The organism is Actinoplanes sp. NPDC051411, from assembly GCF_040682075.1.
Taxonomy (GTDB): Bacteria; Actinomycetota; Actinomycetes; order Mycobacteriales; family Micromonosporaceae; genus Actinoplanes.
Window position 1 is genome coordinate 1 of sequence record NZ_JBFBAD010000050.1, and the last position, 15,099, is coordinate 15,099.

Below are 15,099 nucleotides of genomic sequence, written 5' to 3' on the forward strand. Positions count from 1 at the left end.
AGGGTGACCAAGATCGAACTAGATGCTTTACCTCGACCTTGGTCACCCTCGCCCCAAATCGCGTCCGACCGCAAGAAAGCACCCCGCGAAAGACCAATCAACCACCGGCATTCAACGGCTCCTGCCAGATCGCAAGCACCAACACAATCCCGATCACAAGGATCGCGATAACACGGATCAATCGGCGCCGATTGAACCGGGCCGGCCCCTCCTCGGGTCCGGCCAGCGGCCTACTCATCGTGTCGGGCATTGTCATCACCTTTTCGACGTAGCCGGAAGTTAGTCGGGTACCGCCGTCCAGCTCTGGTGCCGCTGGCCGTTGCCGTCCTGCAGCACGAGGACGCGGTGCTGGCCGAAACGCTGGTTGCCTACTCCGATGACCAGCTCGGAGGCCGTGGTCCGCAGGGTGAAGCCGTAGTCGGACGCCTGCAGCTGCCAGTGGCCGCTGTCGTCGGACGCGCAGTCGCCCTGGACGATCGGGACGCCCGCGATCAGGTTGCCGTCGAGCGGGACCGCGCACTTGCCGGTCGCCCGGGACACCAGGGAGTAGCTGTTTTTGCCGGCCGGCACGAGTTCCCACTGCTGTTGGGCGTCGCCGTCCGATTCGGCCAGTGTCATCGGGGTGCCGTTGGCGGCGCGGGCCGCGTACAGGTCGGCGGCGCCGCCTGTGAGGGCGTTGTTCAGGTCGAACCAGGTGTTTTCGGCCGGCCGGGCGTACGGGGCTGTCTCGGCTGTTCCCTTGGCCGCGTAGGCCGCGCCCGACTTGATCGTCACCTGGTATTTGGCGTCGGGTTTGAGGCCGATCAGCCGGGCCCGGGTTGCTTTGGTGACGCCGACCGGGTCGCCGTCGACTGACACCTGGTAGGTCGCGGTGTCGGAGGCGGCGCTCCAGTTGAGTTCGGCCGAGCTGCTCGTCGTGTCGCGGATCTCGAGTACCGCCTGGACCGGTCCGGCGCCTGCCGTGCCGTTGCTTTCTTCTTCGACCTGCACGCCGGGTGACTTTTTGGCTTTGACCGGCTGGGTTTCCGCGCTCGGGGTGGTGGTGTTGCCGGGGAGCGGGGAGTCGGACGGGCCGGGGGCGGTGCTGGCCGGTGCCGGGGAGGCTTCGGTGGACGGTGGCGGGCCGGCCGAGGCCGGGGCGGTGCTCGGCGGGGCGGCCGGCGAGGGCGCGCCGGCTGCCGGGTCGGCCTGGCCGGAGTCGGGGATGTCGTCGCCGCCGTCGCTGCGCAGCAGGAACTCGCTGGTCGCGACGTTCCAGTTCTTGGTCAGGTAGCTGCCTGGCTTGGGGTTGGTGCTGAAGTAGTCGTCGTGCCCGCAGTCGAGCCGGTTGGCGTGCGAGCGGGGGCAGACCGTCCGCACCGTTCTGCCCGACCGGTCGGGGGCGCAGAGCAGGTCGTAGCCGTCGGTGCAGCCGCCGGCGCCGCTGGCGTTGGGTGAGCCGGTCAGCACCGCGCCCAGTTCGTGTGCGAGCTCGTGGGCCGCCATCGTCGAGCTCCAGCAGCCGGCGTCGATGCGGCCGTACGACGGGCCGCCGTTGTTGCGGTTGCCCAGTCCTGACCGCCGGTCGTTGACGTAGCTGGCGATGCCGCAGTAGACGTTGGCGTCGGTGAACATCAGGTATTTGCGGTCGGTGCGGTTGTAGCCGAGCTTCTGCAGCGCCGCGATCGTGTTGGTGAACGAGTCGAGGGCGCCGACCGGGAGCTGCACCTCGTCGACGTCGATCTGGCACTGGGGTGTGGTCACGAACCGGATGTGCCGGGAGCCGCCGGTTTCGGCCGCGCTCGCGTCGAAGATCTGGTCGACGCCGGTCGCCCAGGTGCGGATCGAGCCGAGGAAGTCGGTGTAGCGGCTGACCGTGCCGAACTGTTGCAGATAGAGCACTTGGACGCGCTTGCTGTCGTGGCCGTCGCTCTCGCAGGCCACGTCGTGGGCGCCCATCACGAAGTCGGCCTGGCCGGGCGCCGGGTCGGGGATGATCGCGGGCGCGCCGGGGGTCATCGCGCTGCCGCCCTCGTCGCGCGCGATCTCGGCGTCGGTGGGGACGCCCGCCGTCTCGCGGGTCGGTGCGACCAGGGCCGGCGATTTCGGGGTCACCGGGGCGGTGTCGTTGCCGACTTTGAGGCCGGCCGGGGCCGTGTCGGGGCCGTACGTGCAGGTCTCGTCGTCGAGCGTGTAGGCGCCCGCGCACAGTGAGTCGGACTTGGCCGGTCGCAGGCCGGCGTAGATGAGTCCCTGGGCGGGGGTGTCGGCGGGAAGCGCGGTGAGGGACAGGTTCGGCGGGTCACCGCCCGTGACGTTTTCGACCACGCTGGGGCCCACGGCACCGGCGACTCCGATCAGCGCGAGGCCGAGCGCGATCGGAAGAATACGGTGCGCATTGGTGCGGGGCCGCCGTTCCCCACTCGGTGTGGGCCGGCGATGGGCGGGCACGAGATCTCCTCGACTTGCGGGGGCACGGTGGGAGGTGGTCTGTGGGCGTCCACCTCTCACCGCCAGGGGGCTTTTCCGGCCCGATCGGTGTGGGGGAATCGTGGGCTTCGGGCCGGGAAGCCGGATTCGATCGGGTCGAAGACTGCCAGTCCGCCGACCCCAGGGGAATGCCCTTAATACAGATCTAAGCAAGTGTTGTACCGTCCGGCGTAATTCGCTTCACTCCGGCATTACCGGTCTGTTGGTGCGCTCCCGGGCGAGGCGTCCGACGAGGCCGAAACGACTGGCCTGTTTCGGCGCCGCCTCCGCGTCGGCGAGCATCATCACCACGCTGGCTCCGCCCATCGCGGCGCGGGCGAGGCTGACCGTTCCGCCGGCGGACTGGGCGGCCCGCCGGGCGATGTCGAGGCCGAGGCCGGTCGATCCCTTGTTGCTCTGTCCACGTTGCAGGGCCTTTTCGGGGTCGGGGATGCCGGGACCGGCGTCGTCGACGCGCAGCGCGACCCAGCCGTCACGGCGGGAGACACCGACCTCGAACGCGGTCCCCTGGGGGGTGTAGCGGAACACGTTACCCAGAACGGCGTCGAGCGCCGCCGCCAGTTCGGCCCGCGCGACCGGCACCGGGATCCGCATCTGCGCGCCGACCACCTGGTAGTGCCGGTTCTGGTCGCCGGCGAGAGCCGACCAGAACGTCATCCGCTCCCGCACGACCTCGCTGACGTCGCAGACGCCGGGTTCGGGTGCGGCCGCGACCTGGGCCGCGACCGCCTTGCGGGTGGTGTTGATGAGCTGGTTGACCTCGCCTTCGAGGGTCACGATGGCCTGCCGGATGCGCCGGATGCCGCGCCGCCGGTCGAGTTCGGCCTGGTCGAACTGGATGCCGATCTGGGTGTCGTCGGGGTCGAGCGCCTCGGCGTCGAGCCGCAGCGCGGTCAGCGGGGTGCGCAGCCGGTGCGAGAGGTCGGCGACCAGTTCCCGCTCGTCGCGGCGGGTGGTGATCAGGCGGTCGGCCATCCGGTTGAAGGCGTAGCCGGCTTCGGCCAGCTCGCGGGGTCCGCTCGGCTGGATGCGTACGCCGAGGTCGCCGCCCCCGACCGCGAGTGCGGCCTGCACGAGGTTGCGGGCGGAGTTGACCGCGCCGCGGGCGAGCCGGTCGACCGCGAACACCGCGGCACCGACCAGCAGCAGGGCCAGGACGACCAGCAGCCACCAGTCGCGCCCGGTGTTCTCGCCGAGTTCGTCGCCGGGCACGAAGACTTCGACGACCGACGTCTTGCCGGCGACGGTGACGGGCTCCAGGCGTACGAGACCTCCCGGAACCGGCGCGGTGAGCGACGCGACCCCGGAGGCCGCGCGTCGCACGTCGCTCGCGTCGGCGTGCCCGGCCGGCGGCCCGCCGGGCGGATGCACCACCGGATGACCTCCCGCCGCGGCGATGGCGGCGTCGACGCCTTTCTTGCTCGCCCCGGCCGCGATGGCCCCGGCGACCGTGGCGCTCTCCCGCTCGGCGGTCGACATGGCCTGGTCGCGGTGGTCGTTGCGGAGTTCCCAGCCGAGCGGGACGAGGAAGACGACGGCGGCGACGGCGGTGGTGATCGCGGTGGTGATGGCGAGGCGGGACCTCAGTCCGGCGCCACCAACCGGAATCCGACCCCCCGCACGGTGCGCAGGTAGCGCGGCTTCGCGGCTGATTCGCCCAGTTTCCTCCGGAGCCAGTACAGGTGGACGTCGATCGTCTGGTCCTCGCCCACCGATGGCTGTCGCCATACCTCCTCCAGCAGCTCACGACGGGAAACGACTCGGCCCGGGCGGGCGGCGAGGTAGGCCAGCAGGTCGAACTCCTTGCGGGTGAGCGCGAGCGACTGGACGCCCAGTGTGGCGCTGCGCTCGCCCACGTCCACCCGCAGCTCACCGACCTCGTGCACGGCCGGCGCGGCGGCCCGGCTGGCCCGTCCGACCCGGCGCAGCACGGTCGCGATGCGCGCGTCGAGGTGGGCGCCGGTGAACGGTTTGACCATGTAGTCGTCGGCGCCCGCCCGCAGCAGGCGCACGACGGTCTGCTCGTCGTCGCGCGCGGTGGCGATGATGATCGGCACGTCGGTGATGCCGCGCAGCATGCGCAGCGCGTCGGAACCGTCCAGATCGGGCAGACCGAGGTCGAGCACCACCAGGTCGGGTGTCTCGGCGGCGACGCGGCGCAGCGCGTCGAGTGCCGTGCCGACGGCGTGCACGGCGTGGCCCCGGTCGGCGAGCGAGCGGAGCATGGCGCCACGCACGACGTGATCGTCCTCGACGAGCAACACCGTGGCCATGCGAAGAAGGTACTGCCCCTGGCAACCTCTGCCTAACCGGTGATTGAGGGACACTCTTCGATCACTGAGAGTGATGGAATACCATCCGATGTGCCGATGTCATTCACCCTCTTTCCCAGTACGCGCCTGGCCCTGGCCCTGGAGAGCCTCGCCGGCCTGAGTGTCGGCGACGCGCTCGGCGCGCAACACTTCGTGACCCCGGTCGATGTCGCCGACCCGCCTCCCGGCCCCTGGCCGTGGACCGACGACACCGAGGAGGCGTGCTGCCTGGTCGCGACCCTCGGTGAGGGCGACTTCGACCGCGACGGGTTCGCCGACCTTCTCGGGCGGCACCACGACCCCTACCGCGGTTACGGCCCGGGCGCGGTGGTGATGCTGCGCCAGATCCGCGAGGGGCTGCCGTGGCCGATCGCGGCCGCGGCGGCGTTCGACGGCCAGGGCTCGTCCGGCAACGGCGCCGCCATGCGGGCCGCCCCGCTCGGGGCCTGGCACGCCGATTCGCTCGCCCGCGCGGCCGCTCAGGGCGCCCGGGCGGCCGAGGTCACCCACGCCCACCCCGACGGCATCGCCGGGGGAGTGGCGGTCACCGTGGCGGCCGCGGTCGCGACGGCCGGACGGCTCGACGGGCAACGACCGCGACTGCTGGCCGCGGTCGCCGCGCACACGCCCGCCGGCCGGGTGCACGACGGCCTGGTCGAGGCGGCCGGGCTGCGGGACGCCGGCCACGCGGCGTACGTGCTGGGCAACGGCACCCGGGCGATGGCGCGGGACACGGTGCCGTTCGCTCTCTGGGTCGCCGACCACTTCCTCGACGACTATCCGGGCGCCCTCGCGGCCTGCCTCGCGGCCGGCGGCGACGTCGACACGACCTGCGCGATCGCCGGCGGGGTCGTGGCCGCATACACCGGTCCGGAGGGCATTCCGGCGACGTGGCTGGCTTCCCGTGAGCCGTTGCCGGCCTGGCTCTAAATCCTCAACCAAGTCGCTCCCGTGCCGATCCCAGGACCGTGTGGACAGGAGAGAAGAAAATCGCGGGCCTGGGCCTGCTGGTGTCCTTCGGCGGCGGGCTGACGCTGGGCGGTCTGCGCCCGGCCGGCGCGCTGCTGACCGGTGCGGCCGTGCTGGCCGGCGCGTCCACGGTCTGCGCGGCCGTGCTCGCCCGGCATCGCCGGCGGACCGACCGGACGGTGGCCGACCTGGCCTCCGCGCTGGCCCGCGAGACGGTCCTCGGCGACCTCGGCTCCCGGCTGCTCGCCGCGGGCGATCCCGACCGGATGCTGCGGGTCACCGCCGGCGCCGCGGCGACGCTGCTGAGCGACGTCCCGGGTGGCTGGGCGGCGGTCCTGTCGATCGGTCCCGACGACGACTTCGCGGTGCTCACCGCCGACTCGCCCGACGCTCACCTGCCGCTCGAGGCGGTACCCACCGACCTGCTGGTGCGCCTGGCCGGCGGCGAACTCGTGAGCGCCGGCACGCCGTCCGCCCTCGGCCTGACCGGTTTCGGCCCGGAACGGCCGATCAGCCTGCTTCCGCTGGTGCACGGCGAAAGCTTCTTCGGCGTGCTGGCGACCGGCTCCGACGACCAGGTTCCGGCGGGCCTGGCGGCCGCGCTTCAGGCCGTACGCACCCAGGCGTCCCTGGCCCTCGAGGGTGACGCCCTGGCGGCGGAGCTGACCCGGCGCGCGACCCGGGACCCGCTGACCGGCCTCGGCAACCGCCAGTCGATGCGCGACCGGCTCACCGCGGCGCTGGCCCGGGCCCGCCGCAGTGGCAAACCGGTCGGCGTGCTGCTGCTCGACCTCCAACGGTTCCGCCAGGTCAACGAGGTCCACGGCCACGACGCGGGCGACGAGCTCCTGCGGGTGGTCGCCGACCGCCTCCGCGCCGGGGTCCGCACCGAGGACACCATCGGCCGCCTCGGCGGCGACCAGTTCGCGGTGATCGCCGAGGACCTGCGCACCGCCCAGGACATCCTCGTCATCGCCGAACGCCTGGTCGAATCCCTGGGCCGCAGCGTCCCGGTCGGCGGCCGCATCGTGCGCGCCCCGGCGAGCGTCGGGATCGCGTTGTCACACCCCGACACCGACGGCCCCGACCAGCTGATGCGCGAGGCCGAGGCCGCGATGACGTCGGCCAAGCGTCAGGGCGGCGGCCGCTACCAGATGCACGGCGCCTCGGCCTGAGGGCTTCCGCCGGACGCCCGGCCCCATTTCGGGGCCGGGCTTTTCGGCGTACGCGTGAGGCCCGCTCCTCCGAAGGCGGCCCCGTGCCGGTCCGCGCGGCGTCCTAAGCTCGGGGTGTGGCGGATTCAGCGGGGCCGGTCGAGACCGGGGAGCCGGATGGGCTGGAGCGGCTCTGGACGCCGCACCGGATGAGCTATATCGCCGGGGAGAACCGGCCCGACAGCCACACCGAGAAGCCGGCCGGCTGCCCGTTCTGCCGGGCGCCCGGCGCCGGCGAGGCCGAGAGTCTGGTCGTGGCGCGCGGTGAGCTGGTGTTCGCGGTGCTCAACCTCTACCCCTACAACCCCGGCCACCTGATGGTCTGCCCCTATCGTCACGTGGCCGACTACACCGATCTCACCGAGGCGGAGACGGTCGAGGTGGCCGCCTTCACCCGCACGGCGATGCGGGTGATCCGGGCGGTGAGCAGCCCGCACGGCTTCAACCTGGGCATGAACCAGGGCGCGGTGGCCGGCGCCGGCATCGCCGCGCACCTGCATCAGCACGTGGTGCCGCGGTGGGGCGGCGACGCCAACTTCATGCCGGTGATCGGCCGCACCAAGGTGCTTCCGCAGCTGCTGGCCGACACCCGGGTCATGCTGGCCAAGGCCTGGAGCTGAGGCGGGGCCGGCGCCTCCTGGGCGGCCGGCGGTCAGGAGGGCGGGCCGCCTCGTCGGCGCCGAGCGGGTGCGGTCGCGGGGCGTGAAGACGGGCACGTGGGCCCCCGGGAACTGAGAACGGGCGTCGGGACGACTGTGCGGCCGGGTCAGGGCAGTGCGGCCAGCGCTTTCAGCCCGGTGACGATCTGCTCGGCGGACGGGGCGTGGCCGGGGTCGGTGAGCCACTGGGTGACCACGCCGGACATCAGGGCCATCTGGGCCGAGCCGAGGGAGCGGACCGTCTCCGGGTCGAGCTGGTCCTCCGGGCGGCCGGTGAGCAGGGCCGTCATGCCGCTGCGGCCCTGTTCGAGGCCGTCGGCGAGCTGGGCGCGCAGGTCGGGGTTGTGCTCGGCCTGGATCATCACCTCGACGCTGGCGAGCCAGAGGGCGCGGTGGGAGTTGATCGAGTCGATCACCCGGCGCCAGAAGGCGACCATCGGGTCGACGCCGTCCTCGGGTGGGCTGCCGAGGGCGATCGCGACCTGATCGCCCCACTCCTGCATCGCGCTCATCATCGCGGCCGTCATCAGCGCCTCGGTCGAGCCGTAGTGGTAGCCGATCGAGCCCAGGTTGGTGCCGGACAGGGCCACGATGTCGCGGGCCGTGGTGCGGGCGTAGCCCTTCTCGTAGAGCGCTCGTTTCGCGCCTTTCAGCAGCTCTTCCCGGTGGCCCATGACGGCGATCCTAACTTCTATACAAACGTATAAGACGTTTGTATGGTAGCGGCATGACGAACTCACGGGTACTGATCTCGGGCGCCGGCGTGGCCGGCCCGGCCCTCGCCTACTGGCTGGTCCGCCGCGGTTTCGACGTCACCGTCGTCGAGCGGGCGCCGGAGCTGCGGACGGCGGGCTACAAGGTGGACGTGCGCGGCGCGGGCACCGAGGTGCTGCGCAAGATGGGCCTGCTCAAGGCCGCGCAGGCGGCCGACACCGGCATGCGCCGGATCACGTATGTGAAGAAGAACGGGCGGCCGCTCGCGGCGCTGCCGGCCGACCTGCTGATGGGCCGCCGCGGCGACGACCTGGAGATCATGCGGTGGGACCTCAGTCGCCTGATGCACGACGCGACCAGGGACGACGTCGACTATGTCTTCGGCGACACGATCACCTCGATAAACGACCGCGACGTGACCTTCGAACAGCGGAAACCGCAAGAGTTCGACTACGTGGTCGGGGCCGACGGGCTGCACTCGGTCACCCGGCGGCTGAGCATGGGCGAGGTGCCGCTGCGCCATCTCGGGGCGTACATCTCGATCTTCACGGTGCCGAACACCCTCGGCATCGAGCGCGAGGAGTTCATGTACTTCCGCCCGGAGCGGCTCGCTTTCGCGTACGCGATGGAGCCCGCCCAGCCGGCGCGGGTCGGCCTCACCTTCGCCTCACCGGAGCTGGACTTCGACCGGCGCGACGTGGCCGCTCAGAAGGCGATGCTGCACGAGGCGTTCGCCGGGACGGGCTGGCGGGTCGACGAGTTCCTGGCCGGGATGGACCGCACCGACGACTTCTATTTCGACTCGTTGAGCCAGGTCGAGCTGCCCGCCTGGTCGAAGGGCCGGGTGGCGCTGCTCGGCGACGCCGCCTACTGCCCGGCCCCGGCGTCGGGACAGGGCAGCAGTCTGGCGCTGGTCGGGGCGTACGTGCTCGGCCGGCACCTCGGCGAGCCGGGAGGACTCGCCGAGTACGAAAGGCGGATGCGGCCGTACGTCGAGAAGAACATGGCCTTCGGCCGCAAGATGGCCAAGGACATGGTGCCCGGCGGCCGTTTGTCGATCGCCGTCCGCTCCTACGGCATGCGCACCCTGAAGTACCACCCGCGCAAGGAGCAGGTGATCGACCGGATCCTGGCGCCGATGCTCGACGCGGCGAACGCCATCGAGCTGTGATCACCCCTTGGCGGAGTGCTCCTTGCGGACGGCGTCGGCCAGGTGGCCGGGCATCGGCTCGTGCCGCAGGTACGCCCGGGTGAACGTGCCGGCGCCGGAGGAGATCGCGCGCAGCTCGACGGCATATCGCACCAGCTCGATCGCCGGCACCTCGGCCCGGATCGTGCTGTGGCCGTCGTCGCCGGTGTCGGTGCCGAGCGGGCGGCCCCGCCGGCCGGAGAGGTCGCTCATCACCGGGCCCACATAGGCGTCGGGGACCCGCACCTCGATCTCGTCGACCGGTTCGAGCAGCGCCATCTGGGCCGCGGCCGCCGCCTCGCGCAGGGCCAGCGCCCCGGCGGTCTGGAACGCGGCGTCCGACGAGTCGACGCTGTGGGCCTTGCCGTCGAAGAGCGTCACCTTGAGGTCGACCATCGGATAGCCGGCGACGATGCCGCGTTCGAGCTGGCTGCGGACGCCCTTCTCGACCGACGGGATGTAGTTGTGGGGCACCGCGCCGCCCACGACCTTGTCGACGAACTGGAAACCCGAGCCGCGGGGCAGCGGCTCGACCTCGATGTCGCAGACGGCGTACTGCCCGTGGCCGCCGGACTGCTTGACGTGGCGTCCGTGGCCCCGGGCCCCCGAGCCGAAGGTCTCCCGCAGCGAGACCTTCACCGGTTCGGTGTCGAGTTCGGCGCCGCCCGCGCGGAGCCGCTCGAGCACCACCTCGGCGTGCGCCTCGCCCATCGTCCAGAGCACCAGCTGGTGGGTGTCGGCGTTGCGCTCCAGCCGCAGGGTCGGGTCGCCGGCGACCAGGCGGGACAGGTTCTTCGCCAGCGCGTCCTCGTCGGAACGCGACTTGGCCAGCACCGCGATCGGCAGCAGCGGCTCGGGCATCGTCCACGGGGACATCAGCAGCGGCTCGTCCTTGCCCGACAGCGTGTCGCCGGTCTCGGCGCTGCCCGACTTGGTGATCGCGCAGAGGTCACCGGCGACGCACTGGCCGACCTCGCGCAGCTGGGCACCGAGCGGTGAGTAGATGTGGGCGACCCGCTCGTCGGTGTCGTGGTCGGGGTGGCCGCGTTCGGACAGGCCGTGCCCGGAGACGTGCAGGGTCTGCTCCGGGCGCAGGGTGCCGGAGAAGACGCGGACCAGCGAGACCCGGCCGACGTGCCGGTCGATCGTGGTCTTGACCACCTCGGCGACCAGCGGGCCGTCGGGGTCGCAGGTCAGCGGCGGCCGGGGCGAGCCGTCGACCCCGGTGACCACCGGCAGGTCGTGCTCGAGCGGCGACGGCGCGCCGTTGACCAGGCCGTCGAGCAGCGCGTCGAGGCCGACGCCGGTGGCCGAGCAGACCGGGATGACCGGGTAGAAGTTGCCCCGGGCGACCGCCTTCTCCAGATCCGGCACCAGCGCCTCGGTGTCGATCAGCTCGCCGCCGAGGTAGCGGTCCATGAGGGTCTCGTCCTCACTCTCGGCGATGATCCCCTCGATCAGCGTGTTGCGGTCGTCGGCGACCGGGTTGAGATGCTCGGGGTCGGCGTCGCCGGTCTTGGGCGGGTAGCCCTCGGAGTAGTCCAGAACCCGCAGCGTGACCAGCCCGAGCAGGCCGACCACCGACTCGCCGTCGTCGCCCAGCATCGGCTGGTAGATCGGCATCACGTTTTCGCCGAAGGTCTCCTGGCAGACCTCGAGGGTCTGCTCGTAGTCGGCGCGCGGGTGGTCGAGGCGGGTGATCGCGACCGCCCGGGGCATGCCGACCGAGGCGCACTCCTCCCAGAGCGCCGCGGTGGCGTCGTCGACGCCGTCGGCCGCCGAGACGACGAAGAGCGCGGCGTCCGCGGCCCGCAGGCCGGCGCGCAGCTCCCCGACGAAGTCGGCGTAGCCGGGAGTGTCGAGCAGGTTGATCTTCACGCCCTCGTAGACGAGCGGGGCGCAGGCGAGCGACACCGAGCGCTGCTGGCGCTGGGCCGCCGGATCGTGGTCGGACACCGTGGTGCCGTCGGTCACCGTGCCGGCTCGCGGGATCGTCCCGGTGGCGGCGAGCAGGGCTTCGACGAGAGTCGTCTTGCCCGAACCCGAATGACCCACCAGCACCACGTTGCGTACTCTGCCGGGCTCGGTCACCACCGGCGCCGTCGCGCCGTTGAGCCCCTTCTCCGAGGTCTTCTGCGCCATGGCGACCGCTCCTGTCGAAATTCGGTGACTGTTACGACGCTGTTGTTGAATCCCACACCCGCTGCTACCGGAGCCGCAACCCTTTGTAGTGGTCAAACGTCGCGTCGGGAACGATACGGGCACTGCGGAGAGCCATAGTCCCGTGGGCGGTGCCGTCGCCGTTATGGTGGGACGGCCATGGCAAAGATCGTCCAAGTACCGGCCCGCGCCGTCGTCTCGTACGGCGTCAATCCGACCGCCCGATTCCTGCTGCGAATCGGCATCTCACCCAACGCCGTCACCATCGGCGGCACCGTAGGGGTGCTCATCGGCTCCTACTTCGGCGCGCGCGGTCACCTCTTCTGGGGAACCTGGATCGTCACCGCGTGCGCTCTCACCGACGTGCTCGACGGCACGATGGCCCGGATGCGAGGTCAGTCGGGCAAGTTCGGCGCCCTGCTCGACTCGTCGATGGACCGGATCGCCGACGCCGCCGTCTTCGGCGCGGTCGTCTACTACATGGCCGCCCAGCACAACCCCTACGGCGGCACCATCGCGGCGTTGATCAGCCTAGCGGCCGGCCAGGTCGTCTCGTACGTGAAAGCCCGCGCCCAGAGTCTCGGCCTGAACGCCGACGTCGGCATCGCCGAGCGCCTGGAACGCCTGGTCATCCTCGGCATCGGCGGCCTGCTCGGCAGCGCCGGCCTGCACTGGGGCCTGCCCGCCGCGCTCTGGGTCCTCGCCCTGCTGTCGGTGATCACGGTCTTCCAGCGGCTGATCGCGGCCGCCCGTTCCGACCGGGCCAACCGGGCCGCCGAGAAGGAACCGGTGGCGTGAGCGCCCTGAAGGACCGGCTGATCGAGACCGGCTACGCGGCCGGCTGGCGGGCGGTCCGGGCGCTGCCGCTGCCGGTGGCTCGTGCCCTGTTCCGGGCGGTGGCCGACCGGGCGTACCGGAAAAATGGACCCGGCACCCAGCGGTTGCGCCGCAATCTGGCCCCGGTGGTCGCCGAGGACCGGCTCGAAGAGACGGTCCAGGCGGGTCTGCGTTCCTACGCGCGCTACTGGATGGAGGCGTTCCGGCTCCCGTCGCAGTCCCGTGAGCAGTTCCTGGCCGACTTCCACCTCGATCCGGAACAGGCCGCCTGGATCAACGCCGGGGTCAAGGAGGGCACCGGGGTGATCCTGGCGCTGCCGCACGTGGGGAACTGGGACGCCGCCGCGGCCTGGGTGGTCTCCAACGACTGGCCGATGGTCACGGTCATGGAACGGCTCAAGCCCGAGGGCGTGTTCGAGCAGTTCATCGCCTACCGGGAGAAGCTCGGCATGGAGGTGCTGCCGCTCACCGGCGGCCAGCGACCTCCGCTCGACGTGCTCGGCGAGCGGCTCGACCAGGGCGTCGTGGTGGCGCTGCTGAGCGACCGTGACCTCTCCCGCAGCGGCGTCGAGGTGACCTTCTTCGGGCAGCGCACCCGGATGCCGGCCGGGCCGGCCATCCTCGCCATCCGGCACGGCGCTCCCCTGTACGCGGTGGATCTCTGGTTCACCGAGACCCAGTCCGTGGCCTTCCTGCGCCGCATCGTCCCGCCGGCCGACGGGCCCCTCGACCAGAGGGTCAAGCTGACGACGCAGGCACTGGCCGACGCGTACGCCGAGGGCATCGCCGAGCACCCGCAGGACTGGCACATGCTCCAGAAGCTGTGGCTGTAGGGGGCGGGCCGTGCGCCTGGATCACCTGAAGATCGGGATCGTCTCGCCCTACTCGTTCGACATCCCCGGTGGTGTGCAGAACCACATCATGGATCTCGCCGAGGCGCTGATCGGGCTCGGTCACTCGGTGAGCGTGCTCGCGCCGGCCGACGAGGACTCCGACCTGCCGCCGTACGTCGTGCCGGCGGGCCGGGCCGTGCCGTTCCCCTACAACGGGTCGGTCGCGCGGATCGCCTTCGGGCCGGTCTCGACCGCCCGGGTGCGGCGCTGGCTCAACCGCGGGCAGTTCGACGTGCTGCACGTCCACGAGCCGTTCGTGCTGAGCCTGTCGATGCTGGCCGTGCTCTCGGCCCGCGGCCCGGTGGTCGCCACGTTCCACACCGCGATGATCCGTTCGCGGGCGCTCTCGGCCGCCCAGGGTCTGCTCCAGCTGGTGATCGAGAAGATCACCGCCCGCATCGCGGTGAGCGAACTGGCCCGTAAGACGCAGGTCGAGCACCTGGGCGGGGGAGCGGTCGAGATCCCGAACGGGGTGGCGGTCGCGAAGTTCGCCGACGCGTCCCCGCTGCCGGGCTGGCCCGGGTCCGCCCTGGGCTTTCTGGGCCGGTTCACCGAGTCGCGCAAGGGCTTCGACCATCTCCGTGACGCTTTCGTCCGGTTGGCGCCGTCCCGTCCCGAGCTTCGCCTTCTCATCGCCGGCCCGGGCGAGCGGGACGATCTCTACGACCAGTTCCCGGCCGACCTGCACGGCCGCATCACCTTCCTCGGCCTGGTCTCCGAGGCCGACAAGGCGCGCATGCTGCGCAGCGTCGACGTCTACGTCGCGCCGAACATCGGCGGCGAGAGCTTCGGCATGATCCTCACCGAGGCGATGGCGGCCGGCACCGCGATCGCCGCCTCCGACCTCGACGCGTTCCGCCGGGTTCTCGTCAACGGCAAAGCCGGGGCGCTCTTCCCGACCGGCGACTCGGCCGCGCTGGCCGAGCTGCTGGGCGAACTGCTCGACGACCCCGCACGCCGTGCCTCGCTGACTACCGCCGCTCGCTCGGCGGTCGCGGCCTTCGACTGGCCAAATGTCGCTCTGCGTGTTCTCGAGGTTTACGCAACGGCGATCGAAGCGACGGACGGGCGGGTCATGGACGACGCGTTCAAGGAAGAGTGGGCCGAACCACGGTCCGGAGACCTGACTTGACGCTGTCCTGGGGCACTACGATGCCCGGCATGTGGTGGGTGGTCGGGGTCGTCGCGGCAGTCGCGCTGCTCTCGGCATATCTGTTCTGGACCGCTCATCGGGTCGAGCGGGTGCACGTGCGCGCCCAGTCGGCCGAGCGGGCCCTCGACGCACACCTGATGCGCCGGGCCGCCGCCGCAGCCGTGGTGGCCGAGCAACGCGACGACGACGAGCTCTATTCGGCCGCCCGCGCGGCCCTCGACGCCGCGCCCGACGAGCGCGAGTCGGCCGAGAACGACCTGACCCGGCAACTGCAGACGGTCACGCTCGACGCCGCCGACGCGGCGGCCCGCACGCTGGTCGCGACCTCACGGCGGGTGGTGCTGGCCCGCCAGGTGCACACCGATCTCGTACGCGACGCGCTGACGTCCCGCCGCCGCGTCGTCGTGCGCGTCTCCGGCATGGCCCGGCGCTACCCCCGCCCGCAGTACTTCGACATCGTCGAGCCGGTGATGCCCGAACCGCAGACGGCCCCGGCGGTCGTGCCCGCCGAGGCCATCTAGCTGCTGCTT

Annotated in this window: 14 protein-coding genes; 8 read left to right on the forward strand and 6 right to left on the reverse strand. The window is 71.6% G+C overall.

Annotation, left to right across the window (positions count from 1 at the left end; genetic code table 11):
* Positions 1-97 precede the first annotated feature (97 nt).
* The 4 genes from AB0M88_RS26120 to AB0M88_RS26135 all read right to left on the reverse strand — a co-directional run bounded on the left by AB0M88_RS26120 (position 98) and on the right by AB0M88_RS26135 (position 4,742).
* On the reverse strand, positions 98-250 hold the full coding sequence (locus AB0M88_RS26120; protein WP_364106576.1) for a hypothetical protein: 153 nt from the start codon (positions 248-250) through the stop codon (positions 98-100).
* 29 nt (positions 251-279) lie between these two features.
* Positions 280-2,430 (reverse strand): RICIN domain-containing protein, encoded by a 2,151-nt coding sequence (locus AB0M88_RS26125; protein ID WP_364106578.1) that lies wholly within the window; start codon positions 2,428-2,430, stop codon positions 280-282.
* Between the two features lie 219 nt (positions 2,431-2,649).
* The gene (locus AB0M88_RS26130) at positions 2,650-3,948 is read right to left on the reverse strand and encodes a HAMP domain-containing sensor histidine kinase (protein ID WP_364106580.1); all 1,299 of its coding nucleotides are present in this window, start codon (positions 3,946-3,948) and stop codon (positions 2,650-2,652) included.
* 104 nt (positions 3,949-4,052) lie between these two features.
* Positions 4,053-4,742, reverse strand: a complete 690-nt coding sequence (locus AB0M88_RS26135) for a response regulator transcription factor (protein ID WP_364106582.1) — start codon at positions 4,740-4,742, stop codon at positions 4,053-4,055.
* 96 nt (positions 4,743-4,838) lie between these two features.
* On the opposite strand from AB0M88_RS26135, the gene AB0M88_RS26140 reads away from it, so the two are divergent.
* The 3 genes from AB0M88_RS26140 (at position 4,839) to AB0M88_RS26150 (ending at position 7,584) form a co-directional block, all read left to right on the forward strand.
* Positions 4,839-5,711: an ADP-ribosylglycohydrolase family protein gene (locus tag AB0M88_RS26140; RefSeq protein ID WP_364106584.1), complete on the forward strand. Its 873-nt coding sequence runs from the start codon at positions 4,839-4,841 to the stop codon at positions 5,709-5,711.
* A gap of 38 nt (positions 5,712-5,749) precedes the next feature.
* Positions 5,750-6,925: a GGDEF domain-containing protein gene (locus tag AB0M88_RS26145; RefSeq protein WP_364106586.1), complete on the forward strand. Its 1,176-nt coding sequence runs from the start codon at positions 5,750-5,752 to the stop codon at positions 6,923-6,925.
* 188 nt (positions 6,926-7,113) lie between these two features.
* Entirely contained in the window at positions 7,114-7,584 is a 471-nt protein-coding gene (locus tag AB0M88_RS26150; protein ID WP_364106688.1) for an HIT domain-containing protein, read from the forward strand.
* Positions 7,585-7,730: 146 nt separating this feature from the next.
* Here AB0M88_RS26150 and AB0M88_RS26155 read toward each other — a convergent pair whose 3' ends face one another.
* Positions 7,731-8,297, reverse strand: coding sequence for a TetR/AcrR family transcriptional regulator (locus AB0M88_RS26155; protein ID WP_364106588.1), 567 nt, complete (start codon positions 8,295-8,297; stop codon positions 7,731-7,733).
* Positions 8,298-8,350: 53 nt separating this feature from the next.
* On the opposite strand from AB0M88_RS26155, the gene AB0M88_RS26160 reads away from it, so the two are divergent.
* Positions 8,351-9,508, forward strand: coding sequence for an FAD-dependent monooxygenase (locus tag AB0M88_RS26160; RefSeq protein WP_364106590.1), 1,158 nt, complete (start codon positions 8,351-8,353; stop codon positions 9,506-9,508).
* On the opposite strand, the gene AB0M88_RS26165 is transcribed toward AB0M88_RS26160, so the two are convergent.
* Entirely contained in the window at positions 9,509-11,668 is a 2,160-nt protein-coding gene (locus AB0M88_RS26165; protein ID WP_364106592.1) for an elongation factor G-like protein EF-G2, read from the reverse strand.
* Positions 11,669-11,845: 177 nt separating this feature from the next.
* Here AB0M88_RS26165 and pgsA point away from each other — a divergent pair, with 177 nt between their 5' ends.
* Genes pgsA through AB0M88_RS26185 form a run of 4 tightly spaced genes read left to right on the forward strand, consistent with a single transcriptional unit; the run spans position 11,846 to position 15,090 of the window.
* Entirely contained in the window at positions 11,846-12,484 is a 639-nt protein-coding gene (gene pgsA, locus AB0M88_RS26170; protein ID WP_364106594.1) for a phosphatidylinositol phosphate synthase, read from the forward strand.
* Positions 12,485-12,489: 5 nt separating this feature from the next.
* On the forward strand, positions 12,490-13,356 hold the full coding sequence (locus tag AB0M88_RS26175; protein ID WP_364106690.1) for a phosphatidylinositol mannoside acyltransferase: 867 nt from the start codon (positions 12,490-12,492) through the stop codon (positions 13,354-13,356).
* Between the two features lie 25 nt (positions 13,357-13,381).
* Entirely contained in the window at positions 13,382-14,548 is a 1,167-nt protein-coding gene (locus AB0M88_RS26180) for a glycosyltransferase family 4 protein (RefSeq protein WP_364106692.1), read from the forward strand.
* A 20-nt stretch (positions 14,549-14,568) separates the two neighbouring features.
* The gene (locus tag AB0M88_RS26185) at positions 14,569-15,090 is read left to right on the forward strand and encodes a hypothetical protein (RefSeq protein WP_364106694.1); all 522 of its coding nucleotides are present in this window, start codon (positions 14,569-14,571) and stop codon (positions 15,088-15,090) included.
* The last annotated feature ends 9 nt before the right edge of the window (positions 15,091-15,099 follow it).